Source organism: Virgibacillus oceani, from assembly GCF_041521345.1.
Lineage (GTDB): Bacteria > Bacillota > Bacilli > Bacillales > Amphibacillaceae > Virgibacillus_N > Virgibacillus_N oceani_A.
The window spans coordinates 59,766-86,035 of the sequence record NZ_JBGOHB010000002.1 but is presented as its reverse complement, the minus strand read 5'-3'; the positions used below and the strand labels follow the sequence as shown (position 1 = coordinate 86,035).

Below are 26,270 nucleotides of genomic sequence, written 5' to 3'. Positions count from 1 at the left end.
AAAAATTGAAAAGAATTTTTCGTTATTTCCTGGCGGTATTTCTAATAATTATTGGAATTATGCTTGTACTTACTAATTTGGATATAGTTAGTTCTGATTTCGGCTTGACATGGGTATATATTTACCCTATATTTTTCGTGGCTATTGGTTTGAAATGGCTGATCTATTATTTAAGGAAAAAAGGAGGGAGCTGGGTCTTTGGATCATTTTTTCTGATCTTAGGCACATTATTGCTGTTGGATCGGTTTGATGTAGTCTCCTTTGCTTTTCGAGATGTATTAAAATTATGGCCTTTATTAATCATTTATATCGGCTTTTTGATTTTTGGAATATCATCGAATAGAGTTGTTGTTGTGAGAGAAAATGATGGAAAGAAGGAATATTACAATCCTAATAAATCAATGGTTGGCTCTCATGAATATAATGAGCCTAATTGGAAAGTGAAGCCGATGAACGTAAGTCATATGGCCGGAGATTTTTATTTTGATTTTACCAAAGCTTTTATCCCTGAAGAAGAGATTCCGATCATGATTAAATCACTTGCGGGGGATGTAAACATTATTATGCCGGAAAATGTGGAATTTCGGGTGGAAGCATCGGTAAAGGCAGGAGAGATTGAAATAGTCGGCCAGCGGCAGGATGGATTACAGCGGTCACTGGAATTTGAAACAATCAACTATAAATCCGCGGTACAAAAAATAGACTTTACCATTAAATTAAAAGCCGGATCGATCCGAATCGACCAGGCATAGAGGGGTACAAAATGAAAAAAAGATTTTCAAGTATACGATTTCTGTTTATCCGTTCCCACTTAAATGGATGGTTTATTACTATGGTGACGATATTGGCGATTCTTTTAACTGTTTATGTACTTTTTAGTCCGGAATGGCTGACAGCTGGCAGTATCTTTTTATTTATATCATTATATATCGTTTTAGGAATCATAATTGCTATATATACAGGTTTTACCACAAGCGGAAACCTGAAAACAAAGATGGACGGTATTTCTGTTGTGATTAAACATTTTGCTAATGGCACATACTCCTCCAGGCTGAACTATGTGGAGGACAGCGATGAGATTACCAGAATCGGTGATGAGCTGAATGAACTGGGAGAAAAATTGGAAGAACAGGTAAAATCCCTGCAGCGAATGGCGGATGAAAAATCGGAATTGGCAAAAAGTGCGCATAAGTCAGCTGTAATTGAAGAGAGGCAGCGGCTGGCGCGTGATTTGCATGATGCCGTGAGTCAGCAGCTTTTCGCCTTGACAATGATGTCTGAAGCGGCACTGAAGCAATTTGAACAGAACCCTGAAAAAGCAAAGGAGCAATTGACAGATGTAGTAAAAGCGGGTACACAAACCCAGACGGAAATGCGTGCGTTGCTTTTACACCTTAGACCTGTACAATTATCCGGAGATTCACTTCCAACGGGGATCCAGAAGCTTGTTGAAGAACTGAAACAAAAAAGCCAGATAGAATTCCAGCTGGGGCTTGAATCAGATCTGATGCTCTCGGAAACAGTGGAAGAACATGTATTTCGCATCGTACAGGAAGCACTTTCCAATATTTTGCGACATGCCAATGCAACTGTGGTTAAAATTGAATTTCTTACTAGGAAGCAAGAGTTGTTTTTACATATCCGGGATAATGGTAAAGGGTTCGATATGGAAGAAGATTCCGGCAAAAAAGCTTCTTACGGATTGAAAACAATGCGTGAGAGAACGGAGGAAATTGGGGGCAGGTTTACGATACGTACGAATAAAGATGAGGGAACGTATATTGACATACGTATTCCAATGTAAATGAAAATTATAGGGAGTGGGGAACATGGTTCGAGTTATTGTCGTGGATGATCATGACGTGGTACGGAAGGGGATTATCGCATATTTGCAAACAGAAGATAACATTGATGTGATTGGAGAAGCTTCAAGCGGGAATGACGGGGCTGCCCTGATTATTGAAAAACAGCCTGATGTCGTATTGATGGATTTAATTATGGAAAATGGAACTGGGATTGATGCGACAAAGCAGGTTATGGAAAAATATCCGGAATGCAAAATCATTATTCTTACCAGCTATTATGATGACGAACAGGTTTTTCCGGCAATTGAAGCCGGGGCATTCAGTTATATCCTGAAAACTTCCTCTGCAACCGAAATTGCAGGTGCTATTAAAAAAGCGGCTGATGGAGAAAATGTAATTGAACCAAAAGTAGCGGGTAAAATGATGACTAATTTTCGTCAGGAAAAAAGAAAGTTGCATGAAGATTTAACAGAACGAGAGCTGGAAGTACTTATTTGCATTGGGAACGGAATGACCAACCAGGAAATAAGTGAAAAACTTTATATTGGTATTAAAACAGTGAAAACACATGTAAGCAATATTTTATCCAAGCTTGAAGTTCATGACAGGACACAGGCGGCAGTTTATGCACATAAGAATCAGCTGATTGGATGAATGACTGAATTCCTCATAAGAAAAAATTTTTTACTTACTAAATGTAACCTTGTATAATAAAAATAGTGTCTGGGGGCTTGTTCACCAAAATGTAACATTGGACTTGGGCAAGGCCTTTGTTTTTTCTTCGTATCGTTTGTATAATATTAATGTACACGTATAGAGAGGAATCTTGCCTATGTCAAATTTGACGAAGCGGGCAGAAAATCTGCTAATGCTGATCTGGGCGCAGGCTTTTATTGCATTAGCTGGCAGTCTGTTCTATTCGGAGGTTTTGGGTTACGCGCCTTGTGAACTGTGTTGGATACAACGGATATTGATGTATCCGCTCGTTGTCATTTATGGTGTCGCTATGTTTAAAAAAGAAATATCTATTGCACTACCTGGTTTAATATTAAGCGGAATCGGGATGCTTGTTTCCATTTATCACTATTTGGTGCAGAAACTGCCGGCATTACAGGCAGCAGGGGATGCATGCGGACTCGTTCCATGTAATTTCCAGTATGTAAATTATCTAGACTTTATTACAATACCATTTCTAGCAGGTACTGCCTTTATGATCATATTTATATTACATCTGCTCTTATTGAAAGAGCAAAGGAGGAATAGATAGTGCAAAAGAAAGTTTTTATTTTTATTGGAGTAATTGTTTTATTATTTGGCGCGTTATTCTTTGTCGTTACTTACCAGAACAATCAAGCAATGGAAGATAATGATAACCCATATGGAACAACAAATCTGGAGCAGCCAACCATTGATCAGCTGGGGGATCCGAATTATGACAATATAATATTGCCGGATGACCTTAGTGAACAGATGGATAACGGGGAAGATGTTACGGTTTATTTCTTTAGTCCAACCTGCCAATTTTGTGTAGAAACAACGCCGTATTTAGCGCCGTTGGCAAAAGAAAATGATATAGATATGAAGCAATTCAATTTATTGGAGTTTGGTCAGGAAGGAAGGCAATATGCCATAGAATCAACGCCAACACTCATTCATTATGAAGACGGTGAGGAAGTTGCACGCATTGTTGGACAGCGCCCGGAAGAAGAATTCCAATCATTCTTTGATGAATTTGTGAACGATTAATGGAATGACAAATAAAGCCATTAGCAATGTGGGGCTAATGGCTTGTTTGTTGTTGTTCAGGTAATAGAGAATCATAATAGGTACGTGATCTTATGGTAGTTCAATTACGCACCTTAGGGTTCAATGGAATGTTATTTCGTATCTTCAGCAAAATGAGAAACCATAGGTGTGTTCTATAATTTGTCATTTCCTAATTTATTCCAATGACATCCATTGAGGAAATTATTGGATGCATCATCCCGCAAATTCGGGTGATTACTCTCGCTTAAACCTGAGTGAAATTCATTCTGATTCCTCTTCCTCCAGCATGTGATAAGCGGTGATAAATGGTCTGTCGGCAAAATAGGCAGGCGGTTTTGCTGCCTGATCTTTATGGGCTTTTTTAAACTGATCGGATTCCTTCCAGTTTTCAAAATCACTTGCAGATCTCCATTGGGTCATCACCACGTATGTATTTCCTTTTTTCGGTCTTAAAAAGCGAAATGCCTGGAATCCCGGCATATTGTCTACGGCATTCTTACGGTTTTTAAACCTTTCTTCAAAAGGTGCTCTTCCATCGTCGGTTACAGGAATATTATTCATAACAACATATCCCGCTTCCTTTAACGTACCTGTTTGAATCAATGCTTCATACTCGCGTCCTGCAGAAAACACCTTTTTATTTTCCCCTTCATAATAAGCAAGTGCTCCGCTTGAACTAGTCATAAGATGAAATTCTATTGCTGGGTGTTTATCTCGAAGTTTCATTAAAAATTCCGAAGTACCGTTTGTCATATAAGCTTTCAAATTAAAAACTCCTCTCATTTCTTTCTTATTATCATAGTACCTTACAAAAGCAGGGTTCAGTCAAATATTTACTTAAATCATTCAGATGGCATATTTGTCACTTTGTCATACATTCACAGTTGTAATATCCCCGCCTCTATGCATGAGAAGCTAAAAACTGAAAGTAGAGGAAGGGAACCTCCTACTAACTGAAGTTTCAACTTTAAGATTCTCTTTATCTATCGTATAATACATTGTGTAGAGGTGAACATATAAAAATGAAAAAGTATTTTAATCTATCGAAGAAAGTGAAATGGATTATATATAGTATAAGTTCAATCCTACTCCTTGGTATCATAGGATTCTCTTTTATTTTATTTGGCGGAAGATTAGTAGTGGATGAAGAAGATCTGATTTTGGACACGGCAACAACATTCGAAACGAGAGAAGGTCAGGTGATCGGAAAGCTTTATAATGAGAACCGTACGCTTCTGTCCATTGATCAAATTCCTGACCATGTCCAGCAGGCTGTTATTTCCATTGAGGATAGAAGGTTCTACGATCACGCGGGTGTTGATTTTAAGTCTGTAGTACGGGCAGTTGCACGGGACCTTATAGCTGTGGAAAAAGTAGAAGGAGCCAGTACGATCACACAGCAGGTTGCCAAAAATCTCTTTTTAACCAATGATAAAACATGGATGCGGAAAACGAAAGAAGTCATGTCGGCCATATATCTGGAACAGGAGTATTCCAAAGATCACATTTTAGAACTATATTTAAATGAAATTTATTTTGGGAATGGGTTATACGGGGTGGAAACTGCCTCCAATTATTTCTTTTCCAAAACAGCAAGAGATTTATCTGTTGCTGAAGGTGCGATGCTGGCAGGGTTAGCAAAGGCACCAAATGGTTATTCACCAATAGAACATCCAGAAAAAGCCTTGGAGCGCAGAGATGTGGTGCTGCATGCTATGGAAAGTACCGGCGTGATTTCTACAGAACAAAAAATACATGAACAATATAAACCGCTTGGGCTTGATTTGCAAAAGAAAGAGGAAACACCATGGCTGGATAGTTATACAGATCTTGTCATAAGGGAAGCTGCTGCAGAACATCAATTGTCAATGGACGAACTGCGACGGGGTGGATATCGAATAGTCGTAAACATGGATGAAACAGCACAAAAAGCGGCTTACAGCCAATTCCAAAATGATGAATATTTCCCAGGCAATATAGAAGGTGCAGAAGGTGCTTTCATTATGATGGAACAGGAAACAGGCAGAATTGTTTCAGCTATTGGCGGCAGAAACTATCAGCTCGGTAACTTGAACCGAGTCACCGTAAACCAGCAGCCCGGATCCACGATAAAACCGATTGCTGTATACGGCCCTGCGATGATGCACAATGAGCGTTTCACCCCTTATACGCTTATACCGGATCAATTAAGTGATTATGGCGGTTATGCAGCAGCAAATGCAACAAATACCTATGATGGGGCGGTATCTTTATATGAAGCACTAATGTATTCGAAAAATGCTCCATCCGTTTGGCTTTTGGATCAAATTGGCATTCCATATGCAAAAAATTATTTGCAAAAAATGAACATTAACTTAGATGATGATGGACTAGCGATTGCATTAGGCGGACTGAGGGAAGGAATTTCACCACAGACATTGATGGAAAGCTATGCAGGTTTTTCCAGATACGGAGAGGTGATAGATTCTTATACAATTGAACGGATCTACAGCAAGGAACATGAGTTGCTTTATCAGGCTCAGCCACAAACAACGGAAATATTTACACCACAGGTAGCCTGGAACATGACGGAGATACTAATGGAAACCGTTGAAAAAGGGACCGCTTCTGCAGGAATTTATGAAAAAGCATTGGCCGGAAAGACAGGTTCTACAGAGCATCCTATTGTAGAAGGAATGACAAAGGATGCCTGGTTTGCTGGATATACACCGGAATATATTACTGCTTCATGGATAGGATACGATAAGTCCGATGAAAATCGTTATTTGACAGGCGGAAGTAAATATCCTACAAGGCTGACAAAGGCAATTTTAACCGAAATCGATAAACAAGCGCCTCTGGCAGACAGCTTTACCAAACCGGCAAATGTGGATAAACTGCCCAAACCGATCGAAATGCCTGAAGTTACAGATGTAGAAGCGTCGTATGCATTTGGCAGTTTTTCTCTTGTCAAAGGTGTGTTGAAATGGCACGGTTCTAATGATGATAGGGTTATTTATCGCATATATGAAGAAAGGGATGGTATTGATAAACGTGTCGGCGAAATTGAAGGGAAAACAGAATTTGCTGTCGACCATGCATTATTTGATACTGGAAGCTACTATGTTGTACCATTTAACCCTTTAACGAAAGAGGAAGGACAAAGGTCTCCATCCGTTACCTTTGCATGGTAGCGGAGTTGTTTTGAGAAATGGCTCATTTGCCTATAATGGATAAAGACAACGCTCATTCAAAAATTAGACAAATTCATGACAATCATTTTACTTTCATATACATGTTTGAAATAAAACGATATAGTTAGTAATGGTTGAAAATATAAAAAGGGTGAAATTAACGTGAATAAGTTAAATGATACGATACTAAAAGCTTATAATGGAGAAAAAACAGACTACACGCCAGCTTGGTTTATGCGTCAAGCTGGCAGATCCCAGCCGGAATACAGGAAGCTGAAGGAAAAGTATTCTTTATTTGAGATTACGCATCAGCCAGAACTGTGTGCATATGTCACCCGTTTGCCTGTGGAACAGTATGGCACCGATGCAGCTATTTTGTACAAAGACATTATGTCTCCACTTCCTGCACTGGGGGTTGACGTGGAAATCAAGTCAGGGATTGGTCCGGTGATTCATAATCCAATTGAAACGATGCGTGATGTGGAAATGCTCGGTCAAATCATTCCGGAAAATGACGTTTCCTATGTATTGGATACGATCCGCCTTTTAACGGAAGAACAACTGGATGTGCCATTAATCGGCTTTACCGGTGCACCGTTTACATTAGCAAGTTATATGATTGAAGGCGGCCCATCCAAAAATTACAGTAAAACAAAGGCGCTCATGTATGGGGACCCTGCAACATGGTTTGCATTGATGGATAAACTGGAAGCTATGATCGTTAAGTATGTAAAAGCACAGATAAAAGCCGGAGTTAAAGCGGTGCAGGTTTTTGATTCATGGGTAGGTGCTTTAAATGCTGCTGACTACCGGGTCTTTATTAAACCGATTATGAATAGGATTTTTACAAAATTGAAAGAAGAAAATGTTCCTCTCATCTTATTTGGCGTTGGAGCCAGACATCTTTTAATGGAATGGAATGATCTGCCTGTAGATGTTATTGGGCTGGATTGGCGCACTTCTATTACAGAAGCTCGTCAAATGGGGGTAACAAAAGTACTCCAGGGAAATTTGGATCCGGCTATTTTACTAGCTGATTGGGAAACCATTGAAACACGGACAAAAGATATACTAGATGATGGGAAAGAACAAGGGAAGCATGTATTTAATCTGGGACATGGGGTTACACCGGATATTAAACCTGCAACATTACAGAAATTAACAGAACTCATCCATACGTATTCAAAACAGTAATATTTTCAAGAAGAGGTGTTTTAACATGGGAAAAAGAAAAATGGGATTACTCGTGATGGCTTACGGTACACCATACAAAGAGGAAGACATTGAACCTTATTATACGCATATCCGCCATGGAAGGAAGCCTGAAGCGGATGCGCTGCAGGATTTGAAAGGCCGTTATAAAGCAATTGGCGGAATTTCTCCATTGGCAAAAATAACTGAAGACCAGGCATATTCCCTTGAGAAAAGCTTGAATGAAGCGCAGGATGAAATGGAGTTTAAAGTATATATAGGGTTAAAACATATCACGCCATTTATTGAAGATGCCCTTCAGCAAATGGCTGATGATGGCATCAAAGAAGCAGTTTCTATTGTACTCGCCCCTCATTATTCCACATTCAGTGTGAAATCATACAATGGACGGGCGAAGGAAGAAGCTGAAAAGCATGGTATCCATATCGAATCCGTGGAAAGCTGGTATAATGAGCCCGGTTTTATCAAGTTTTGGGCTGACAATATTCGTGAAATCTACTCGGGAATGGATGCAGCAGAGCGAGAAAAAGCAGTACTGATTGTATCTGCACACAGTTTACCTGAGAAAATTCTGCAAGACGGTGATCCATATGTGCAGCAGCTGGAAGAAACAGCTAAATTAATTGCAGAAGAGGCGGATGTGAAAAATTACGAAATCGGCTGGCAAAGTGAAGGAAACACGCCTGATCCATGGCTTGGCCCGGATGTTCAAGACTTAACACGGGACCTGTTTGAGCAGGAAGGATACACTTCTTTTGTATATGCACCTGTCGGCTTTGTAGCTGATCACTTGGAAGTTTTATATGACAATGATTATGAATGTAAAGTGGTATGTGATGATGTCGGGGCAAATTATTACCGCCCGGAAATGCCAAATGCGGATACTCAATTTATTGATACACTAAAAAGTATTGTATTAAGAAAAGTAAAGAGTGAAGGTTAATGGCAAACAGTAAAAATATAGTCATTGTAGGCGGCGGAATAACCGGTTTATCCGCTGCTTACTATTTGCAAAAAAAGATTAAGGAAAAGAAACTGCCATATACCGTTCAATTAATCGAAGCAAGTGAGCGTTTAGGCGGAAAAATTAAAACGAAAAATAAGAATGGCTTCATTATTGAACAGGGACCGGATTCGTTTCTGGCGAGGAAAGAACCGGCAGTGAAGCTTGCTGAAGAACTTGGCATTGGAGATGACCTGATTCGCAATGGAACGGGACAGTCCTATATTTTAGTTCGAAATAAACTGCATAAAATGCCGGCCGGATCTTTTATGGGTATACCAACACAGGCTAAACCTTTTTTATTCTCGGGGATTTTTTCAGTGAAAGGGAAACTTAGAGCAGGCGGTGATTATGTATTGCCTAAAGGAAAGGCAATGGAAGATCAGTCCTTGGGTGGGTTTTTCCGACGCCGATTTGGTGATGAGCTGGTGGAAAATCTAATTGAGCCGCTATTATCAGGGATTTATGCAGGGAATATTGATGATATGAGCTTGATGGCTACATTCCCAAACTTTTATCATTTGGAGCAGGAACACCGGAGTCTTGTAAAAGGACTACAGCAAACGATGCCTCCACCGCAAAAATCAACCGGGAAAAAGCCCGGCATGTTTTTTTCCTTTAAAGAAGGACTCGAAATATTTATAAAAGCAATAGAAGAAAAGCTGGATAACGTGACCGTAGATCTAAATGCAGCCGTGGATCATGTAGAGAAAAAAGATAACTTCTATCATTTGCTCCTGAGCAATGGCGAAGTAGCAAAAGCAGACGCCATTGTGATGACTACGCCGCATCACACACTGCCAAAAATGTTCAGTCAATATGCGTTTTTCAAGACATTAAAAGATATTCCATCAACGTCTGTGGCAAATGTTGCCATGGCTTTTGACAGGTCAGCTATTAAAAAGGATATTGATGGAACAGGCTTTGTTGTTTCACGAAATAGTGATTACCGTATAACTGCCTGTACATGGACGCATAAAAAATGGCCATCCACAACACCGGATGGAAAAGTATTATTACGTGCCTATGTTGGCAGACCGAATGATCAGGAAGTCGTCGATTATTCAGATGAAGAGATTACCGATATCGTTTTAGCGGATTTACGTAAAACGATGAAGATAAAGAAAAAACCGGAATTTAGTGTCGTTTCAAGGTGGAAGAACGCCATGCCGCAATATACTGTCGGTCATAGGGAACGTATTTCCGAGGTACGGGAAGGAGCAGCACAGTCGATTCCGGGAGTGTTTTTGACGGGAAGTTCTTTTGAAGGCGTCGGCATCCCAGACTGTATTGGACAGGGTGAGCAGGCTGTTAGAGATGTGCTGGATTTTTTGAATAAGTGATGTTTTCAGTAGCAGGGAAGAAGGTTTCTCTGCTACTTTTCTATTTTCGGTGTAGGACAGGTAAAAAATTCTCGTTTATAGAATGTTTGATGGCCGACTTTTTCATGGAAAAACGATCAAAAGTTCTTCGACGAGTTTATGAAGATCTTTTCGTAGTTGAAATTGCCTCAAAACGTCCGTCATTGGTTTTATGTGACCGAATGGGAAAATTCCACCGTAGTTCGGTAGCTCATAAGCTGTATAAGTGACCGAATGAGAAAAAATCATCATCGCTCGGTAGCTCATAAGCCATATAAGTGAGCGAATGGAAAAAATCATCATCATTCGGTACATCATAAGTCGTATAAGTGACGAAATGAGAAATTGCCTTAAAACGTCCTTCATAAACTTTTCGCTCCACCCGCATGTATAAACCACCCTAACACCAGGCAACAAAAAGCATGTGAAATCGAGGATTTCACATGCTTTCTATTAATGCTATGCTCTTTTACTCATAGCTCTTTTCCAACTCATCAACAAGGGAGCCGACGAATGCAACTGCATCTTTAATAGTGTCCTTATTTGTCATATCTACATTCGCATTTTTAATTAAGTCAAGTGGTTTCATGGTGCCGCCAGCTCTTAAAACATCGAGCCAGCGATCCACGGCTGTTTGTCCTTCCGTACGGATTTTTTGAGCGATAGCAGTCGATACCGTTAAGCCGGCAGAGTAGGTGTATGGATAGAGTCCCATGTAATAGTGGGGTTGGCGCATCCATGTAAGTCCTGCTGCTTCGTCAATAGAAACGGCATCCCCCCAGAAGTCTTCAAGTGCTTCCTTTTTTTGCTTGGTTAGTACCGATTCTGTTAACGGTATGCCTTCTTCTGCCAGTGTGTATATTCTGCGCTGAAATTCACCTTCCAGCAGATGTGTAACAAAATTATGGTAATACGTTCCTAAAAGCTGGGACGCGACCCATCTTTTCATTCTTGGATCATCTGTGTTTTCCTTTAAATGATTGGCTAGGAGCAGTTCATTTAACGTAGACGGTGCTTCCACAAAATAAGTAGAAGGGCGTGTGTTCGCCAGTGTCTGATTTTTTCCTGCCAGATAAAAATGCCCGGCATGGCCTAATTCGTGAGCTAGAACGAATGCGCCCCGCATATTGCCGGTCCAAGTGATTAAAATATAAGGGTGCACCCCATAAGGGCTTGAACAAAAGGCACCGGTTGCTTTACCGACATTATCGGCGTAATCCACCCATCTTTCATTAATTGCCCGTTTCATAATTTCGGTATACTCCGGCCCCATCACTTCGAGTGCGTCCAAAATGGCAGAAGTTGCTTTTTCATACGTTGTTTCGGGATTGAACTCCGGATCAATTGGTGCTTTAAGATCGGAATAATGCAGATTCTCCAATCCAAGTTTCTCTTTCATTAATTTTGCATAACGCCTCATGTGAGGGGCCAGTTCTTTTTGCAGTACGTCCAATTGATTATAATACATTTCTTTTGTTACTTGCTGCGGCTGCAGTAACATATCTGTAACAGAATCATAGGAACGCAAACGGGACATCGTAATCTGCTTCGTCACTTCTGTGGCGTAGTTAGCCGCTATTGTATTTTTATATTGATTTAATGTTTTTGTAAAAGAATGATAGGCGTTCCGACGCAATTCTGTGTCGGATGTTAATTCATAGCGTTCTTCATATAAAGCTGCTGACATGGGATGTTCATTACCGTCTTTATCTGTAATAGCATCAAATTCCATATCCGATGATTTGCTGCGATTGTATATCATATATGGCGCATTATGCACCTCGCTCAGTGCGGCTAATGACTCTTCAAGCTCCGGTGCTAGTGTATATGGCTTCTTTTCCAAAGTATCCTGAAGCATTTTTTCGTAGTTTTGTAATTTTGGTTCCTCATTTAAAAATTTCTTTATTTTATCTTCCGGAATTTCCAGCAATTCGGATTGAACAAAAGATAACTTGGTACTGATCCCTGCAAGTGCTGTTGCCACTTTCGCTGCATCGCGCTGGTTATCAGGGTCGCCGCCATCACTATTTGCCCGTAAACTCGCATACGCAGAAACACGGACGAGCCGCTGTTGATATTCCTCCAAAGTCCTTAGACAGTGAAGCAGGTCACCAGCACTTGAAGCCAGCTTTCCTTTATACTGTTCAACAAGATGTACTTCTTGTTGAACGTTATGTAATGCTTCATTCCATTCCTCTTCTGAAGTAAATAAATCCGTCAAATTCCAGGTTTGCTCCTTAGGTACTTCGGAGCGATTCAATCTTTTAGCAGTAGACATGTTATTCCCCTTCCGATAAATTATTTCGAAACTCAAAATAATTATAGCATTCTACGATTTGTTTGGCTAAAAGAAAACAGCTATCATTAAACAGCCGATTATGGTGTAATGTCATTTTCTCTGCACGACAGTGATACGTAAAAATACAATAAACAGAATGCAATATTTAAATGGTATACGTATTAATTAGACATATACTCCTTCCATATGATGGCAAAAAAATACAGCTATTATAGAACAGCTGTAGAAAATTTGGCATTATAAACAGGTTAGGTTATTTTAATTGGCTTTCACTATGAAATCTATCGTGCAGGATGGTCACATTCATCACACAAATTACCATAGCAATCGGCTTTCTCATGCATGGCATGACCGCATTTTCTGCATTTTTTCTTAGGCAAATTTCTAAAGAATTCAACGACACTAACCATCTGTAATTCCTCCTTGTGGTGTTTGATTAATATTATTGTATTACAACAGAAGGAATTACGCAACACTGTATTACAACATTCATTGTAAAGAATTATATTTTTTTCTTTTAGCAGAAAAAGGTTATACTAAAGGATAGATACAAAAATGCAGTGGAGGTGTAAGCATGAAACTGACTGTCATAGGTTATTGGGGAGGATATCCTGCAGCAAATGGGGCGACCTCTTGTTACTTATTAGAAAAAGATAATTTTTCTTTATTGATTGATGCAGGGAGCGGTTCATTATCAAAACTGCAAAATTACATATCGGCAGGAGATTTGGATGCCGCCATCATTTCTCATTACCATCAGGATCATATTGCAGATATAGGTGTACTACAGTATGCCAGGTTGGTGAACTATTATGTAACAGGACAAAAGACAGTGCTCCCTATTTATGGTCATGCAGAAGACCATGCTGGTTTCCAATCTTTGTCCCATCAATATACGGAAGGGACGGCGTATGATCCAGCAGCCGCTTTGGAAATTGGCCCTTTTACAATTAACTTTTTAAAAACGAAACATCCAGTGCCATGCTTTGGGATGCGGTTTTGCGATGGAGAAAAGACAATTGTTTATACAGCGGATACATCCTATAAAGAAGAATGGATTGATTTTGCCAAAGGTACGGATTTGCTGATTACCGATTGCAATTTTTACGCAGGAGGAAATGCATCGCAGGCGGGGCATATGACGAGTGAAGAAGGTGGAATCATTGCCGGTAAAGCGAAAGTCAAAGAATTAATGCTCAGCCATTTGCCGCAATACGGAAATCGTCAGCAATTAATCGAGGAAGCTGGGAGATATTATGAAGGCAAGGTCCAGCTGGCAGAGGAAGGTTTAGTTTGGCAATGATCCAGCGCTAATTTTTGATTCAGAAAATCTTTTACATTACAATTAAAAGCAGGACAAAATTTAGGAGGATATGCGATCATGAAATTTATTGACAACCAAAATATTACAGATCCAAGAATTAATCTGGCAATTGAAGAGTATATTTTGCAAAACTTTGGTGAGAAAGATACATATCTATTATTTTATGTAAATGAGCCATCTATCATCATCGGTCGTAATCAAAACTCAGTTGAAGAAATCAACACAGAATATGTTGATAAAAATGATATAAAAGTAGTTCGCCGTCTTTCGGGCGGTGGTGCTGTCTATCATGATGAAGGGAATTTGAATTTTAGCTTCATTACCAAGGATGACGGGGAGAGTTTTCAAAACTTCGCTAAATTTACTAAACCGATGGTGGAAGCACTTAATAAACATGGTGTGCCGGCAGAATTGCAGGGGAGAAATGATTTGGCGGTGGAAGGACGGAAAATTTCCGGGAATGCCATGTTCTCCACAAGGGGGCGGATGTTCAGCCATGGAACGCTTATGCTTGATTCGGAAATAGAACATGTTGTTTCTGCATTGAATGTAAGAAAAGAAAAAATTGAATCCAAAGGAATTAAATCCATCCGCAGCCGCGTGGCCAATATTTCGGAATATCTTGAAGAAAAAATTACAATGCAGCAATTTAAGGAACTTATTTTGCGCTATGTGTTTGATGTAGAGGATGTAGCAGATGTACCTCGTTACGAATTAACAGAAGAAGATTGGAAAAACATCCATAAAATCTCTGAAGAACGCTATCAAAAATGGGACTGGAATTATGGTAAATCTCCTGATTTCAATATTCAGGAATCCCATAAATTTGATGCAGGTTTAGTTGATGTACGCTTGGATGTGAAAAAAGGAATGATTGAAAACTGTAAAATTTATGGTGATTTCTTCGGTATTGGGGAGATTAGCGTAATAGAAGATCGATTAAAAGGTGTACGCCATAACCGCCAGGCAATTGAAGATGCATTGGAAGAGGTGGATGTACCCCATTATCTTGGGAAAATATCCAAAGAAGATTTTATTAACTTAATCTATTAAACATAGGTCAGACTGCTTGTTATAGTAACGGGTTTACTTCAGAGGTGCAAACAACCCATGCACCAACATTATCGCAGTGATATTCATAATAGAATTCACTGCGATAATTTTATTGCTATATAAGGATTTATCGAATTTTATTTGAATTTCTTATAGTAAAACACGCCCGTTTTCACAAGTACAGAAATAAATATTTCCGTTTTATGAATTTATTGCGATTTATGGTGTGAATTGCTGTTAGAAACAAAGTTATTTGAATTTTTATGTTAAAATGATAATAGAAATTATACAGGGATTGTGAAACTTTATGCTTAAACTAACGCAACAGTGGAACAAGAGAAAGTGTAATTTCAATTGGGGAGGTATTGGTCATAAATAAATTCTATGCTCCAATTTTACTTGTGTTCCTCCTAAGTTTTATGGGTGGATGTTACTTTATCTTACGTATAGATAATATTAGCAGCATTATAGTAATTATATTAACCTTAACACTAATAATACTACCTCCAATGAGCGTCCATTGGCTATTTATTCGTCCAAGATCATTGTCGAAATTATTAGTATATTTTTCATTTATTTTATGCTTGGGAGTTTCCTATATAATAATCCCTTCTTCGCAAAAGGGATTCTTTAATCAGATTTTGATTTGGCTTATACCTGTTTTGGAAGTTAGTATCGTGATTGTAGTTGTGTATAGTATTATTAAAAGCATTATTCGCCATAAGAGAAACAATAAAAGTAAAGATAATGATTTTCTTGAAATAACGAGAATATCACTTGAACCTAAATTAGGAAATGGTTTTGTTTTAGGAGCAATTTTAACAGAACTAAGTGTTTTCTATTACTCAATAGTAGGATGGTTCAAAAAGCACCCCGTAATTGAAAAAGGAAAAGTCTATTCTTATCATAAGAATTCACAGATAAAGGCTATTGTAATCGTGTTTTCTATTCTAATTATATTAGAAGGAATCTTATTACATTCTCTTATCCAGTTATGGAGTGATGTTGCTGCCTGGATTTTTACGATACTAAATATTTACGCTTTGCTGTATATGATAGGGCTATATAATTCTGTAAGATTTTTACCACATATTATTTATTTTGATAAGCTCATTATTCGCCTTGGATATCAGAGCAGTATTGAATTAGATATTAAAAATATAGAAAGTATAGAAACCGCTAAAGAACAAGGTGGCATTGGGGAAAAGACACCTAAAGAAACGTACTATTCACTTTTGAATTTGGATTCTCCACAGTATGAAATCTTTTTAAAAGAACCTGCTTTAATGATGAGTTCATATGGAAGAAAAAAATATGTTAAAACTGTCGTATTCAGGACTGACGATCCAATAAAAATGGTTAAGGAGATAAACTCTAATATTAAGGCTTTAAGTAATGGATATTAATTATAACAAATAAGGCTTAAGAATAAATTTCTCTAAGCCTTTTAAGTGTGATTTATACTGTGAAATCTGTTGCGAAAATAGTACGAATTACTTTGTGAATTATGATGTAATTTAACGTTTTGCACCTCACAAGTAAATCCGTTATTGTTATAGGCAGTCTGACTTTTAATGCGACGAGAAATCAAAAAATGTAAGCAAAGAACTAAGTGCTATCATATGATTGAATTTTAATTCAAATCGTGAAATAATTTATTATACTTATCATTTTACTATGTTTAAAAGACTACACAGCGTGATGGAGGGCATTGGCAATGACAAAATTATTAGAACTAGAAATAAAAGAAGAAAGAATAGAACTTCTGTCCAAAACAGCAGCCTCTTTTGGAGAGCGAGCAAAGAAACATGATAAGGATGTTACTTTTCCTTTTGAAAATTTTAAAGACTTGCAGGCAATTGGATACCCTGCCTTAACCATACCAAAGAAGTATGGAGGAGGTGGTGTCTCGTTGGATGAGTTACTGACTTATCAGCAAATCATCGGTAAAGCGGATGGATCCACAGCTTTATCGATTGGCTGGCATATGGGGTTAATGAAACATCTTGGAGAAAATGACATTTGGAAAGAGGAAATATATGCCGCAGTAGCGAAAGATGTCATAGAAAATGGTGCCTTGCTGAATAATGCTGCAACCGAACCAGCCACAGGTAGCCCTACTCGTGGCGGCAGACCGGAAACTAGTGCAAAACAAACGGAAAATGGCTGGGTAATCAACGGCAGGAAAAAATTTACTACTTTGGCTCCCATTTTGCAATATTTTGCGGTTAGTGCATTCATTGAAGGTACGGAGGATGTTGGCAGTTTTCTTGTTAAACGTGAAAGGCCAGGCGTAAAAGTAGAAGAAACCTGGGATTCTATTGCGATGCGCGGCAGCGGGAGCCATGACCTGGTATTGGAAAATGTGCATGTGGAAGAAGATGACTTGGTAGAGGTATTATCATCAAAGAAAAAAACCCCTGCAGGATGGCTGCTTCATATTCCTGCTTGCTATTTAGGGATTGCACAAGCTGCACAAAAAGAAGCAGTGGATTTTGCTGCGAATTATTCTCCAAACAGTATTTCTGGTACCATTTCTGAATTGCCGAATGTGAAACAGAAAATGGGTGAAATTGAACTTCTGCTTATGGAATCAGACCATTTTCTTCATTCAGTCGCCAAAAAGTGGGATGAAAGCAGTGAGGAAATAAGAAATACGATGGGACCGGAACTGGGAGCAGTGAAATTAGCTGTCATCAATAAGGCAGTAACGGCTGTGGACCTTGCCATGAGAATTGTTGGTGCGCGAAGTTTGTCTGAGAAAAATCCCTTACAGCGCTACTACCGGGATGTCCGGGCAGGCCTGCACAATCCGCCAATGGACGATATGACCATCATGCAGCTTGCTGACCAATCCATGAAAAATTCTGCAATACAATAAGTTATTAAGATAACTCTTTGCAGGTGGCTGTCTTTTAAAGTTCAACTAGCACTGGATCCTTGAGGAGATTTGGATAAAATCTCCTCTAAATGTCTTCCTCCCCCGTAATCCCCAACTTCTCGCCTAGAGAACATTCCTGCTAGGCTTGAATATCTCTTCTTGATTCAGGAAGGCAGCACCAACTTTGAAGGACCGATTTAGCGCTTATTCTGTATACTTCAGGAACGACGGGGAAGCCAAAAGGTGCGATGTTGTCACATAAAAATCTTTACTCTAATGCAAAGGATGTAGCGGATTATTTGACGATTGGTGGAGAAGATAAAGTTATTGCAGCGTTGCCCATGTTCCATGTATTCTGTTTAACGGTAGCATTAAATGCTCCGTTAATGAACAGCGGAACGGTGATCATTCTGCCGAATTTTTCCCCACAGGAAGTATTTCGTTTAACAATAGAAAATGATTCGACTGTATTTGCCGGTGTACCTACGATGTATAATTTATTTATTGGAAGGCGGAAAAGAGAATACAGATATTTTATCTGACATGCGTTTATTTATTTCCGGTGGGGCGTCCATGCCGGTTGCATTATTAAAGAATTTTGAACAGACTTTTAACGTTCAATTCCAGGAAGGTTACGGGTTGTCCGAAGCTTTTTCGGTAACTTGCTTCGATCCGCTTGGCCGTCCTCGTAAACTGGGTTCTATCGGAAGAAGTATCGTCAATGTGGAGAATAAAGTTGTCGATGAATTCGGGGAAGAGATTGAGCCTGGTGGAGTGGGGGAATTAATTGTCCGGATGCTTGGTTATTATAAATTACCGGAAGAAATAGCAATGTCATACGGGATGGATGGCTGTACACAGGGGATATGGCACACATGGATGATGAGGGATATTTCTATATCGTTGACAGAAAAAAGATTTGATGCTTGTTGGAGGTTATAATGTATCCTAGGGAAATAGAAGAAGTTCTATACTCTCATCCGAATGTCAGCGAGGTAGCAGTTATAGGGAAACCCCATGAAGAAAGCCGGGAAATGGTCGTAAGCTTTGTTGTCACTGATGATCCGCAATTGACGGAGGAACTATTAATAAACTATTGTAAAGAACAGCTAGTAAACTAGAAAGTCCCTTCCAGAAAAGAATTTCTGGAAGGGCTACCAAAAAATACAACAGGAAAAATACTCAGAAAAAATCTCAGGGACAAAGTAACAAATTAACGGAAATAACATATATTACCTTTGAACATATATTGGGGACGGTGCTCCCCAATTTTTTATTGCAGAATAATATAAGGGCTTGGTAATGGCTTTTAAGCCAACTTGGCTGCATTTCCCAGGTTATTCACCTCCACACGATAAACCAAAGATTCACTCCATCCAAGTATAAGAAACTTATACATTCAATTATGCTTTTGTAATATCATGCTAAGCAAATACAAAATCTGCTGAACAAAGGTATGATTTTTTCATCAATCAGCCAGACTATGAAAAAGGAGTGTGTTTTAAATGAAACAGAAAAAAGATAATCCGGAATTAGCTACGTTTACTTTGTTGAATCCCGACTTTTCGGCTGGACATGAACAAACAGAAGGGGCAAAAGGGGATAAGGAGCAGAAAACGAAAACATGAAAATAATATTAGAAAGCTTGGCTTATTGCTAAAGATCTTCTTAGAAGCCCTTATGCTTTAAAGTACAAGCCCGAATAGTGAAATCCTTAGTTAAAATAACATGAATTTTAGGTTTGCAATGGATCAAACTGTAGCTCCTTATGGCCTTATGCAGCTAAAAAAGTCTTATGCTTTCTTAGCTCGCCGAAAAATTTGATAAAATTTAATTTTCTACTATCTTTTTCTATGAAATTTTGGTAAATTAGTAGATAGCTACTTTCTTTTCATTGTTTAAATGAGAGGAATGATTACATGTTTTACGATTTTTATGATACAACTCCGGAAGTAATTCCCACAACAATGGCTATCATCAAGCAACTGGATGGAAAAGGCAATATAGCCTCACAAGTATTTGAGGAGGAAACAAATTATATTGTTAATAGCCCTCCAACCAAGATTATCGAACAAGCCTGTAAATTTTTTGGAGCGAGTCTCAAAGGCAGACAGGAAGGGACCAGGGGTGTTAGCAGGATCAATTATAAATCCCCTATTGCCATTGATCCCTTGAGTGGTATGTATTTCTTTCCAACATGAGAGTGCTTGAGTCCTGACACAACAGTGTTTTGAAAAACCGTGATACACTATATGATACTATTTAGCAAATTTGATGACATCAGCAGACTTAAAATCATCTTCCATATCTTTGATAGCTTCATCTTCTTTGTTTGGATATAAATGCGCGTAAATATCATATGTGGTGGACACTTTAGCGTGTCCTAGGCGTTTACTAATTATTTGGATGTCGTACCCTTTGTTGATCAAATAAGAAGCGTGAGAGTGTCGCAAATCATGCACACGGATTTGTTTTAAATTAACACTTTTATTAATACGCCGGATATACCTTATAAAGTAATTAGTAACAGTGGTACGTGGTTTGTGCGTACAGTATTCTCCAAATACAAAATAGTCATGTTTAGGTTTGGTTTCTAATTTAACCGTAGCAATTGCGTTCATCGTATGCTGCGGCATTTTTATTTTCCTTATTGATGTTTTTGTTTTTGGCGTGGTGATCTTGTTTAAATTTGCGGTCTTGTTAATATGGATGATGTTGTTATCAAAGTCTACGTCCTTCCACGTGAGAGCAATTGCTTCACCTAAGCGCATGCCGCTATAAAAAAGTGTCATAAATAAAGCCTTATATGTGTTATCTTCTACATGAGTTAAAAATAATTTGAACTCATCTAGCGTCCAGTAATCCATTTCTTTATCGTCAGAGCCTCTGATATTTCCTACTTCACGAGCCACATTACTATTTAAATACTCCATCTCAACAGCATAATTTAAAATAGATGAAAGATACCCATGCACATTTTTAGCCGATGTCATAGATAATTTATCTAATAAAAAATCATGGAATTTCTTTATATCGCGTTTTTTGATGTTTTGTATATATTTTCCTTCAAAAAATGGCTTGATATAAAGCCTACACTCTTTTTTTAATCTATGGACCGATGTGGCTTTTCGCTGCTTTTCATAGCTATTAATAAACTCATCTACTATATCCGTAAACAAAGGATTATCCGAATTGTACATTTCTGCATTAAATATTATTTCGGCCTCTGCTTTCTTTGCTTCAGGTCTCGTTTTAAACCCACGTCTTACTATTCGCTTTCTTTTCCCCCCATCTCCTATATAAACGGAAATGTACCACGTGTCACGCTTTTTATCTTTGTAGATAGCCACTTTTTTACCTCCAATATAGAATATTTGTTCTGTTAAAAGGTTAAAAAAATTTACTGAGCAGTTGTTCTGGAATGCCATAATGTTCTACAGCTTCATTGACTGTTACAATTTCATCACCTCCCTGAAGAAATAAAAGTTCCATTGCAAACGTGTTAGCCTCTTGCTCCATTTTGTCAGTGGAGTAATATGTATACGATTTTAAAAATGGTGTGTTAGCATCCGGATGAAGAATAGCATGACCTAACTCATGACCGCATGTATACAATTGCTTTTCATATGGTATGGAGTCATTAATATGGATGATAGACACACGAAACTGTTTACTGTAGAACCCCAATATCCCACCCAAAGGAACCATTCTCACTATAATCCCTTTTGCTTCAGCTATTTCAAACGGATTGCTTGTACCATATTTATTAACTAATTGACCAACCTTCTTTTTAATTCCCATTAAAGCACTCCTAGTTTCTATATTTTTTAGGGGTGAATTTTTGTTTTGCTACTCTTTTAGCAATCCGTAGTGATTGTTCTAAAGAGGCAATTAATAACTCCCTGTCTTCCGGATCCATTTCATCTAATGTGTTTCCATCAGATGCAGCGAAACCACTATCACCGATATTATGTAACATGTCTTCCAATTCTTTCTGAATAGACTTCTCATCTTTTTCGGTTAAATCATAATATCTTTTCTTGTCCGTGCGACCTAATAAGTAATCAGTAGATACATCAAAGTAATCAGCTACTTTAATTAAATTAGTTCCTTTTGGAACATTTTTCTTCCATGAATATAATGAATTTCTACCAATTTTCAGCCTTTCCTCTAAGCTATTGACAGAAATCCTCTGTTCATCACAAAGTTTTTTCAAACGTTCAAAAGCATTCATATCAAGGTTTCCTTTCATTTAGCAAACCTTTTATTAAAACTAGATTTAAAAAATTTGATATAAACAGTTGACTTTTAAATCTAGTTTTAATATACTCTAGGTAAGCTATTCGATTAGCGAAAAAAGACAATAAAAAATACGACCTATCTAAATACATTTTTTTGCTGGGGAGCATACGAAATGTGCAGTATCAGGCTTTTAATAGTCTTATTTAGCTATGTCTATATATTAAATCTAGTTTTAATTTTTGTCAATACTTTTCGCTAATTGAATAGCAAATTAAATAAAATAATAGAAATGGAGGGTTGAACATGTCACAAGATTTAAGTATCAGAGTAAGAAATGAACTTTATAAAAAGAAAATGAAACACAGTGAGTTAGCTGAAATGTTGAACATTTCCAGTCCTTATTTGTCAGATATTTTAAACGGAAAAAGGAACGGTCCAAAAGCTCAGGAGCATGTAAAACATATCCGAAAAATTCTAGGTATTTAAAAAGGAGTTAACGCGTCATGAACCATCAACTGTACATCGCTCGCCGAGAAAATCGTTTACACCAAAAAGATGTGGCCAAAAAACTTGGAATTCATCCACAAACTTACCACGAAAAAGAATCTGGTAAAAAAGAATTTACGATTAAGGAGGGGCAGAAATTAGCAAAAATATTTCAAAGTAATTTGAATGATTTATTTGGAGGTGAAACAAAATGACCAATGAGGAATTATCAAATGAGGATTTGCTGAAACTTTTCAAACAAGCAGCTCAGGAATTAGTTACTAATGGCGGTGGACGTGCAAGAAGTTGGTATTACGAAATGGAAGAGGAAGTATTAAGTCGAATGGAAAGGGAGGGTGAGATGAATGTATAGAGTTTGGAAACACACTGAAGATGAACTTGGTCCATACACAATTGAATACGGAACCGTAAGCGAGGATGCTTTGAATCTTATTTTAGATGCTGCAACTGAACATGAAAACGTCGAATTTGAGGAGGTTAAGTGAATGGCTTTAAGCGATCACTATCTGTTAGAAGATCATGAAATGATGGCTGATATGATGGAGCAACTTTTGAGGGTCACATTGCAGATGCAGGAGGACGCTGCTAAAGCTGATTTCACACATAATGGAGATCATTTGTCTCGAATCAATGCAGCTTTAAAAACGCTCATGGCATTGAACGCTAAAAAGCAGCGGCGTGATCAATTCAACAAAATGGAATACGAAAGGCGGCATTTCTTTTGAGAAGGTGGATGATTACATTTTTTATGGCTGACGATCCGGAGGAAGTAAGTGAAGGTCAAGAGTTGCTGTTTTATGTGATCTTAATATTTTTATTCTTTGTTGCTATTGTGCCGTGGATATTTTAAGGAGGTGAGATTTTTGGAGTACGTAGTCAAATATTGGGTCGGTAACCGAAGCATTGTTGATCACCTTTTTACACCCAAAAATATAAGTCAGATTACTATTGGTACCCAAAACATGATTAAAGATTTTGAGTTTATAAGTGTACAAACCGAAAGCCGAATTACTTGTATTAGAAGTGAAAGCATAACTAGCTATGAGATTTTAACAAAAGAAGAATATAAAAAGCAAAAGGATATTTCTCGCTTGAGCGCCCTTATAAGCGATGGATTTAGGAGGTGATAAATAGTGCATTGTCCATTTTGCAAAAGAAAACCAAACGAGATCCCGGAATATGTCCAGCAGGCTAACCAGGAAGAAATGAGCCCTGTTGAATACGTTCGAATGGATGAAGGTACTTATCATCCGCAGACCGATTTATTCTGCTGCACGGATTGTTACATCAAACAGGGGATGCCGTTGAACACAGAATTGGTAGCAAAGTTTCATTGGGTGAAAGTAGCAGGAGGTGATGCTATTTGAAAGAGTATGACACTTCTTGCTTTATCTGGAACATAGGAGGAGCACTATTAATTGCGGCAACAATTTATATAGCGCTCATTTAACAAATCTATATGTGGTCATTGTACCACGGAAAGGAGAATTTTAGAACATGGAAATCAAATTAAACATAGAGGCAAAGGGTTTAGAATCAGCAATTCATGCACTGGCACAAGCTATTTCAGGAGGGCAGGAAACAGCTCAACAGCCTGCACCTCAGCAACAGGAGCAAGTGCAACAGCAGGCTCCTGTACAGCAGGAAGCACCGGCTCAACAGCAGGCGCCAACACAACAGCCGCCGGTACAGCAACAACAGCAACAACAGGCTTCTCAGCAGCAGGGCGCGGTACCTACCAGTAATCCGGAGTATACATTTGATCAGCTTGCCGTGGCAGCTACCCAGTTAATGGATGCAGGTAAGCAAAACGAACTTCTTGGCCTGCTTAACAGTACGTTTGGTGTACAAGCCTTAACAGAGCTTCCAAAAGAGCAGTTTGGCGCGTTTGCTACAAAATTACGAGAGCTGGGTGCAAAAATATGACGCAGGCACATGCTGATCGTAAGCACGCCCTGTTGTCTGCCAGTGCTTCAAGTAGGTGGCTCACCTGTACACCTTCAGCGCGGCTCGAAGAGCAGTTTGAGGATAAGAATACCTTTTACACAGCTGAGGGTGAGCTTGCCCATGAAATTGCCGAGTTAAAAGCCCGGAAACATTTCATCGAGCCGATCGGCCAGGGTGAATACCGGAAGCAGCTTAACCAATTAAAAAAGAAAGAATTTAGTGGAGAAACACTTTACCACAAGGAAATGCTGAAGCATACGGAAACATACTTGGACTATCTGAAAAACGTTACCAACAGCATGGACTCACAGCCTTACGTAGCAATTGAAAAGCGGGTGGATTACAGCAATTATGCACCGGAAGGTTTTGGGACTGCCGACTGCATCATCATTGGAGGTGATACGCTTCACGTTATTGATTTTAAATATGGCAAAGGTATTCCTGTATCAGCTGAAGATAACTCACAAATGAAGCTTTATGCATTAGGGGCTTATATAGCTTACAGCATACTGTACCCGATCAAGACTATTAAACTGGCAATCATTCAGCCGAGGCTGGACAGCATCTCTGAATATGAGCTTCCCCTTGACGATTTGCTTGCCTGGGGGGAAGAAGTCAAACCTATTGCTCAACAAGCTTTTGACGGCACCGGGGAATACGTGCCCGGGGATCACTGTAAGTTTTGTAAAGCAAAAGCTACCTGCCGGGCAAGAGCCGAGGAGTTTTCCGCTTTGGAGGATTTCAAAGATTTAAAGCCGCCGCTGATCTCAAATAAAGAGGTAGGGGAGTTTCTCAATAAAGGACTTGCTATTGAATCCTGGATAAAGGCTTTAAAGGATTACGCATTAAAAGAAAGTTTGAAAGGCAATGAGATTGCCGGTTGGAAGGCTGTGGAAGGCAGAGGCAGCAGGCAATACGTTGACCAGGATAAAGCATTTGAACATCTAAAAGAAAACGGCTTGGATGAAGCAATGCTGTATGAACGTGTTCCTTTGACGGTGCCGAAACTGGAAAAACAGCTTGGCAAAAAGCAGTACCGTGAGTTACTCGAGGAGCCGGAACTGGTTAAAAAGTCAAAAGGTAAACCTACACTTGCCCCTGCTAGTGACAAGCGGGAAGCGGTCACTAATGAAATAAGTGCAGAGGAGGACTTCAAGTAATGGGAGAAGTTGCAGATTTAATAATAGAAGGTTTTATTTGCCAGCATTGCGGTGAGTATCTTGACGGCGATGATCCGGGTCATCCGCGGAGCTGCGAGGAATGCGACACCGATCACCTGTACTAAAAATAAAAGGAGGTTAGACAGATGGGAGAAATGGCAGAATTAGCTGCAGAAGAGTACTATGCCAGTTTGGCTGAATTGAAACTTAGTGAAAAACAGAATAAAAGATTTAACCCATATAAAACTGAAAATGTGCTGAATAATACTTTTTGGATAGACGGCTACGGAACAAAGCACGAATTGGAAAACATGGATAAGGACCACCTTCAAAATGTACTCTATTTCCTTTATAGGAAACGAGACCGCTATTGGTTAAACTGTAACGATGTCAGTTTAATTGAGAAGTTTAAAGATGGAGATGATTTTTTTCAAAGAGTAATTCGAAAAAGCACTCTTTGGAAAGCGATTCTCGACACATTGGAAAAACCAGAAGAAGCATTTAATTTTAAAATAAGCGAATAAAAAAAAGGAGAG

The 26,270-nt window shown here is 38.7% G+C and carries 33 protein-coding genes and 1 pseudogene; 27 read left to right on the top strand and 7 right to left on the bottom strand.

Features of this window, described 5'->3' with window-relative positions; translation table 11 throughout:
* Window positions 1–5: 5 nt before the first annotated feature.
* The 5 genes from liaF to ACDX78_RS02445 all read left to right on the top strand — a co-directional run bounded on the left by liaF (window position 6) and on the right by ACDX78_RS02445 (window position 3,551).
* Window positions 6–752: a cell wall-active antibiotics response protein LiaF gene (gene liaF, locus ACDX78_RS02465; RefSeq protein ID WP_486025065.1), complete on the top strand. Its 747-nt coding sequence runs from the start codon at window positions 6–8 to the stop codon at window positions 750–752.
* 11 nt (window positions 753–763) lie between these two features.
* The gene (locus ACDX78_RS02460; protein ID WP_486025064.1) at window positions 764–1,804 is read left to right on the top strand and encodes a histidine kinase; all 1,041 of its coding nucleotides are present in this window, start codon (window positions 764–766) and stop codon (window positions 1,802–1,804) included.
* A 25-nt stretch (window positions 1,805–1,829) separates the two neighbouring features.
* Window positions 1,830–2,459: a response regulator gene (locus tag ACDX78_RS02455; protein WP_486025062.1), complete on the top strand. Its 630-nt coding sequence runs from the start codon at window positions 1,830–1,832 to the stop codon at window positions 2,457–2,459.
* A 178-nt stretch (window positions 2,460–2,637) separates the two neighbouring features.
* Window positions 2,638–3,072: a disulfide oxidoreductase gene (locus ACDX78_RS02450; RefSeq protein ID WP_486025061.1), complete on the top strand. Its 435-nt coding sequence runs from the start codon at window positions 2,638–2,640 to the stop codon at window positions 3,070–3,072.
* Window positions 3,072–3,551 carry a thioredoxin family protein gene (locus ACDX78_RS02445; protein ID WP_486025059.1) on the top strand — a complete coding sequence of 160 codons (480 nt, stop codon included), beginning with the start codon at window positions 3,072–3,074 and terminating at the stop codon, window positions 3,549–3,551. Before ACDX78_RS02450 ends, ACDX78_RS02445 begins: the two co-directional genes overlap by 1 nt.
* 282 nt (window positions 3,552–3,833) lie before the next feature.
* Here ACDX78_RS02445 and ACDX78_RS02440 read toward each other — a convergent pair whose 3' ends face one another.
* Window positions 3,834–4,337: an antibiotic biosynthesis monooxygenase family protein gene (locus ACDX78_RS02440; RefSeq protein ID WP_486025058.1), complete on the bottom strand. Its 504-nt coding sequence runs from the start codon at window positions 4,335–4,337 to the stop codon at window positions 3,834–3,836.
* 257 nt (window positions 4,338–4,594) lie between these two features.
* On the opposite strand from ACDX78_RS02440, the gene ACDX78_RS02435 reads away from it, so the two are divergent.
* From ACDX78_RS02435 to hemY, 4 genes are all read left to right on the top strand, one after another.
* A complete protein-coding gene (locus tag ACDX78_RS02435; protein WP_486025056.1) occupies window positions 4,595–6,745 on the top strand; it encodes a transglycosylase domain-containing protein in 2,151 nt (716 codons plus the stop codon).
* 162 nt (window positions 6,746–6,907) lie between these two features.
* The gene (hemE, locus tag ACDX78_RS02430; RefSeq protein ID WP_486025054.1) at window positions 6,908–7,939 is read left to right on the top strand and encodes a uroporphyrinogen decarboxylase; all 1,032 of its coding nucleotides are present in this window, start codon (window positions 6,908–6,910) and stop codon (window positions 7,937–7,939) included.
* Window positions 7,940–7,964: 25 nt separating this feature from the next.
* On the top strand, window positions 7,965–8,900 hold the full coding sequence (hemH, locus tag ACDX78_RS02425) for a ferrochelatase (RefSeq protein ID WP_486025052.1): 936 nt from the start codon (window positions 7,965–7,967) through the stop codon (window positions 8,898–8,900).
* The gene (hemY, locus tag ACDX78_RS02420; RefSeq protein ID WP_486025050.1) at window positions 8,900–10,303 is read left to right on the top strand and encodes a protoporphyrinogen oxidase; all 1,404 of its coding nucleotides are present in this window, start codon (window positions 8,900–8,902) and stop codon (window positions 10,301–10,303) included. The genes hemH and hemY overlap by 1 nt, the downstream gene beginning before the upstream one ends.
* A gap of 229 nt (window positions 10,304–10,532) precedes the next feature.
* On the opposite strand, the gene ACDX78_RS02415 is transcribed toward hemY, so the two are convergent.
* The 3 genes from ACDX78_RS02415 to yhfH all read right to left on the bottom strand — a co-directional run bounded on the left by ACDX78_RS02415 (window position 10,533) and on the right by yhfH (window position 13,030).
* A complete protein-coding gene (locus tag ACDX78_RS02415; protein WP_486025049.1) occupies window positions 10,533–10,709 on the bottom strand; it encodes a hypothetical protein in 177 nt (58 codons plus the stop codon).
* Window positions 10,710–10,790: 81 nt separating this feature from the next.
* Window positions 10,791–12,599, bottom strand: coding sequence for an oligoendopeptidase F (gene pepF, locus ACDX78_RS02410; protein WP_486025048.1), 1,809 nt, complete (start codon window positions 12,597–12,599; stop codon window positions 10,791–10,793).
* A 302-nt stretch (window positions 12,600–12,901) separates the two neighbouring features.
* The gene (yhfH, locus tag ACDX78_RS02405; protein WP_486025047.1) at window positions 12,902–13,030 is read right to left on the bottom strand and encodes a protein YhfH; all 129 of its coding nucleotides are present in this window, start codon (window positions 13,028–13,030) and stop codon (window positions 12,902–12,904) included.
* Window positions 13,031–13,194: 164 nt separating this feature from the next.
* Between yhfH and ACDX78_RS02400 the strand changes: the two genes are divergently transcribed.
* The 7 genes and pseudogenes from ACDX78_RS02400 (at window position 13,195) to ACDX78_RS02370 (ending at window position 20,079) form a co-directional block, all read left to right on the top strand.
* Window positions 13,195–13,923 (top strand): MBL fold metallo-hydrolase, encoded by a 729-nt coding sequence (locus ACDX78_RS02400; protein ID WP_486025046.1) that lies wholly within the window; start codon window positions 13,195–13,197, stop codon window positions 13,921–13,923.
* Window positions 13,924–14,001: 78 nt separating this feature from the next.
* Window positions 14,002–14,997 carry a lipoate--protein ligase gene (lplA, locus tag ACDX78_RS02395; RefSeq protein WP_486025044.1) on the top strand — a complete coding sequence of 332 codons (996 nt, stop codon included), beginning with the start codon at window positions 14,002–14,004 and terminating at the stop codon, window positions 14,995–14,997.
* A gap of 677 nt (window positions 14,998–15,674) precedes the next feature.
* Complete coding sequence (locus ACDX78_RS02390) at window positions 15,675–16,403, top strand: hypothetical protein (RefSeq protein ID WP_486025042.1); 729 nt, start codon at window positions 15,675–15,677, stop codon at window positions 16,401–16,403.
* A gap of 311 nt (window positions 16,404–16,714) precedes the next feature.
* Window positions 16,715–17,878 (top strand): acyl-CoA dehydrogenase family protein, encoded by a 1,164-nt coding sequence (locus tag ACDX78_RS02385; RefSeq protein WP_486025041.1) that lies wholly within the window; start codon window positions 16,715–16,717, stop codon window positions 17,876–17,878.
* A 194-nt stretch (window positions 17,879–18,072) separates the two neighbouring features.
* A pseudogene (locus tag ACDX78_RS02380) lies at window positions 18,073–19,095 on the top strand (AMP-binding protein); the annotation flags it as partial.
* A gap of 288 nt (window positions 19,096–19,383) precedes the next feature.
* Entirely contained in the window at window positions 19,384–19,506 is a 123-nt protein-coding gene (locus ACDX78_RS02375) for a hypothetical protein (protein ID WP_486025039.1), read from the top strand.
* Between the two features lie 291 nt (window positions 19,507–19,797).
* Window positions 19,798–20,079 carry a competence protein ComK gene (locus ACDX78_RS02370; RefSeq protein ID WP_486025037.1) on the top strand — a complete coding sequence of 94 codons (282 nt, stop codon included), beginning with the start codon at window positions 19,798–19,800 and terminating at the stop codon, window positions 20,077–20,079.
* A 57-nt stretch (window positions 20,080–20,136) separates the two neighbouring features.
* Here the strand turns inward: ACDX78_RS02370 and ACDX78_RS02365 are convergent, their stop codons facing one another.
* The 3 genes from ACDX78_RS02365 to ACDX78_RS02355 are packed head-to-tail and all read right to left on the bottom strand — an operon-like array spanning window position 20,137 to window position 22,112.
* Window positions 20,137–21,228 (bottom strand): site-specific integrase, encoded by a 1,092-nt coding sequence (locus tag ACDX78_RS02365; protein ID WP_486025035.1) that lies wholly within the window; start codon window positions 21,226–21,228, stop codon window positions 20,137–20,139.
* Between the two features lie 40 nt (window positions 21,229–21,268).
* Window positions 21,269–21,679: an ImmA/IrrE family metallo-endopeptidase gene (locus ACDX78_RS02360; RefSeq protein WP_486025033.1), complete on the bottom strand. Its 411-nt coding sequence runs from the start codon at window positions 21,677–21,679 to the stop codon at window positions 21,269–21,271.
* 10 nt (window positions 21,680–21,689) lie between these two features.
* Complete coding sequence (locus ACDX78_RS02355; protein WP_486025296.1) at window positions 21,690–22,112, bottom strand: helix-turn-helix domain-containing protein; 423 nt, start codon at window positions 22,110–22,112, stop codon at window positions 21,690–21,692.
* A gap of 311 nt (window positions 22,113–22,423) precedes the next feature.
* Between ACDX78_RS02355 and ACDX78_RS02350 the strand changes: the two genes are divergently transcribed.
* The 11 genes from ACDX78_RS02350 to ACDX78_RS02300 all read left to right on the top strand — a co-directional run bounded on the left by ACDX78_RS02350 (window position 22,424) and on the right by ACDX78_RS02300 (window position 26,258).
* On the top strand, window positions 22,424–22,606 hold the full coding sequence (locus tag ACDX78_RS02350) for a helix-turn-helix domain-containing protein (RefSeq protein WP_486025031.1): 183 nt from the start codon (window positions 22,424–22,426) through the stop codon (window positions 22,604–22,606).
* Window positions 22,607–22,623: 17 nt separating this feature from the next.
* Window positions 22,624–22,821 (top strand): helix-turn-helix transcriptional regulator, encoded by a 198-nt coding sequence (locus ACDX78_RS02345; RefSeq protein ID WP_486025029.1) that lies wholly within the window; start codon window positions 22,624–22,626, stop codon window positions 22,819–22,821.
* Window positions 22,818–22,979, top strand: coding sequence for a hypothetical protein (locus ACDX78_RS02340; RefSeq protein ID WP_486025027.1), 162 nt, complete (start codon window positions 22,818–22,820; stop codon window positions 22,977–22,979). Before ACDX78_RS02345 ends, ACDX78_RS02340 begins: the two co-directional genes overlap by 4 nt.
* Complete coding sequence (locus ACDX78_RS02335) at window positions 22,972–23,112, top strand: hypothetical protein (protein WP_486025025.1); 141 nt, start codon at window positions 22,972–22,974, stop codon at window positions 23,110–23,112. The genes ACDX78_RS02340 and ACDX78_RS02335 overlap by 8 nt, the downstream gene beginning before the upstream one ends.
* Complete coding sequence (locus tag ACDX78_RS02330) at window positions 23,113–23,352, top strand: hypothetical protein (RefSeq protein WP_486025023.1); 240 nt, start codon at window positions 23,113–23,115, stop codon at window positions 23,350–23,352.
* Between the two features lie 138 nt (window positions 23,353–23,490).
* On the top strand, window positions 23,491–23,754 hold the full coding sequence (locus ACDX78_RS02325) for a hypothetical protein (protein ID WP_486025021.1): 264 nt from the start codon (window positions 23,491–23,493) through the stop codon (window positions 23,752–23,754).
* Between the two features lie 6 nt (window positions 23,755–23,760).
* Complete coding sequence (locus ACDX78_RS02320; protein ID WP_486025019.1) at window positions 23,761–23,994, top strand: hypothetical protein; 234 nt, start codon at window positions 23,761–23,763, stop codon at window positions 23,992–23,994.
* 130 nt (window positions 23,995–24,124) lie between these two features.
* Window positions 24,125–24,553, top strand: coding sequence for a hypothetical protein (locus tag ACDX78_RS02315; RefSeq protein ID WP_486025017.1), 429 nt, complete (start codon window positions 24,125–24,127; stop codon window positions 24,551–24,553).
* Window positions 24,550–25,734 (top strand): DUF2800 domain-containing protein, encoded by a 1,185-nt coding sequence (locus ACDX78_RS02310; protein WP_486025015.1) that lies wholly within the window; start codon window positions 24,550–24,552, stop codon window positions 25,732–25,734. Before ACDX78_RS02315 ends, ACDX78_RS02310 begins: the two co-directional genes overlap by 4 nt.
* Entirely contained in the window at window positions 25,734–25,859 is a 126-nt protein-coding gene (locus tag ACDX78_RS02305) for a hypothetical protein (RefSeq protein WP_486025013.1), read from the top strand. The genes ACDX78_RS02310 and ACDX78_RS02305 overlap by 1 nt, the downstream gene beginning before the upstream one ends.
* A gap of 21 nt (window positions 25,860–25,880) precedes the next feature.
* The gene (locus ACDX78_RS02300) at window positions 25,881–26,258 is read left to right on the top strand and encodes a hypothetical protein (RefSeq protein WP_486025011.1); all 378 of its coding nucleotides are present in this window, start codon (window positions 25,881–25,883) and stop codon (window positions 26,256–26,258) included.
* Window positions 26,259–26,270: the final 12 nt, after the last annotated feature.

Coding starts and splice junctions, on each gene's coding strand:
- ACDX78_RS02360 (WP_486025033.1), bottom strand. CDS start 21,679: ATGGGAATTAAAAAGAAGGTTGGTCAATTAGTTAATAAATATGGTACA.
- ACDX78_RS02305 (WP_486025013.1), top strand. CDS start 25,734: ATGGGAGAAGTTGCAGATTTAATAATAGAAGGTTTTATTTGCCAGCAT.
- ACDX78_RS02315 (WP_486025017.1), top strand. CDS start 24,125: ATGGAAATCAAATTAAACATAGAGGCAAAGGGTTTAGAATCAGCAATT.
- hemH (WP_486025052.1), top strand. CDS start 7,965: ATGGGAAAAAGAAAAATGGGATTACTCGTGATGGCTTACGGTACACCA.
- ACDX78_RS02385 (WP_486025041.1), top strand. CDS start 16,715: ATGACAAAATTATTAGAACTAGAAATAAAAGAAGAAAGAATAGAACTT.
- ACDX78_RS02450 (WP_486025061.1), top strand. CDS start 2,638: ATGTCAAATTTGACGAAGCGGGCAGAAAATCTGCTAATGCTGATCTGG.
- ACDX78_RS02330 (WP_486025023.1), top strand. CDS start 23,113: ATGGCTTTAAGCGATCACTATCTGTTAGAAGATCATGAAATGATGGCT.
- ACDX78_RS02300 (WP_486025011.1), top strand. CDS start 25,881: ATGGGAGAAATGGCAGAATTAGCTGCAGAAGAGTACTATGCCAGTTTG.
- ACDX78_RS02345 (WP_486025029.1), top strand. CDS start 22,624: ATGAACCATCAACTGTACATCGCTCGCCGAGAAAATCGTTTACACCAA.
- yhfH (WP_486025047.1), bottom strand. CDS start 13,030: ATGGTTAGTGTCGTTGAATTCTTTAGAAATTTGCCTAAGAAAAAATGC.
- ACDX78_RS02310 (WP_486025015.1), top strand. CDS start 24,550: ATGACGCAGGCACATGCTGATCGTAAGCACGCCCTGTTGTCTGCCAGT.
- lplA (WP_486025044.1), top strand. CDS start 14,002: ATGAAATTTATTGACAACCAAAATATTACAGATCCAAGAATTAATCTG.
- ACDX78_RS02455 (WP_486025062.1), top strand. CDS start 1,830: ATGGTTCGAGTTATTGTCGTGGATGATCATGACGTGGTACGGAAGGGG.
- pepF (WP_486025048.1), bottom strand. CDS start 12,599: ATGTCTACTGCTAAAAGATTGAATCGCTCCGAAGTACCTAAGGAGCAA.
- ACDX78_RS02370 (WP_486025037.1), top strand. CDS start 19,798: ATGTTTTACGATTTTTATGATACAACTCCGGAAGTAATTCCCACAACA.
- ACDX78_RS02375 (WP_486025039.1), top strand. CDS start 19,384: ATGAAACAGAAAAAAGATAATCCGGAATTAGCTACGTTTACTTTGTTG.
- ACDX78_RS02350 (WP_486025031.1), top strand. CDS start 22,424: ATGTCACAAGATTTAAGTATCAGAGTAAGAAATGAACTTTATAAAAAG.
- ACDX78_RS02340 (WP_486025027.1), top strand. CDS start 22,818: ATGACCAATGAGGAATTATCAAATGAGGATTTGCTGAAACTTTTCAAA.
- ACDX78_RS02460 (WP_486025064.1), top strand. CDS start 764: ATGAAAAAAAGATTTTCAAGTATACGATTTCTGTTTATCCGTTCCCAC.
- ACDX78_RS02335 (WP_486025025.1), top strand. CDS start 22,972: ATGTATAGAGTTTGGAAACACACTGAAGATGAACTTGGTCCATACACA.
- hemY (WP_486025050.1), top strand. CDS start 8,900: ATGGCAAACAGTAAAAATATAGTCATTGTAGGCGGCGGAATAACCGGT.
- ACDX78_RS02355 (WP_486025296.1), bottom strand. CDS start 22,112: ATGAATGCTTTTGAACGTTTGAAAAAACTTTGTGATGAACAGAGGATT.
- ACDX78_RS02435 (WP_486025056.1), top strand. CDS start 4,595: ATGAAAAAGTATTTTAATCTATCGAAGAAAGTGAAATGGATTATATAT.
- ACDX78_RS02415 (WP_486025049.1), bottom strand. CDS start 10,709: ATGCGGGTGGAGCGAAAAGTTTATGAAGGACGTTTTAAGGCAATTTCT.
- ACDX78_RS02400 (WP_486025046.1), top strand. CDS start 13,195: ATGAAACTGACTGTCATAGGTTATTGGGGAGGATATCCTGCAGCAAAT.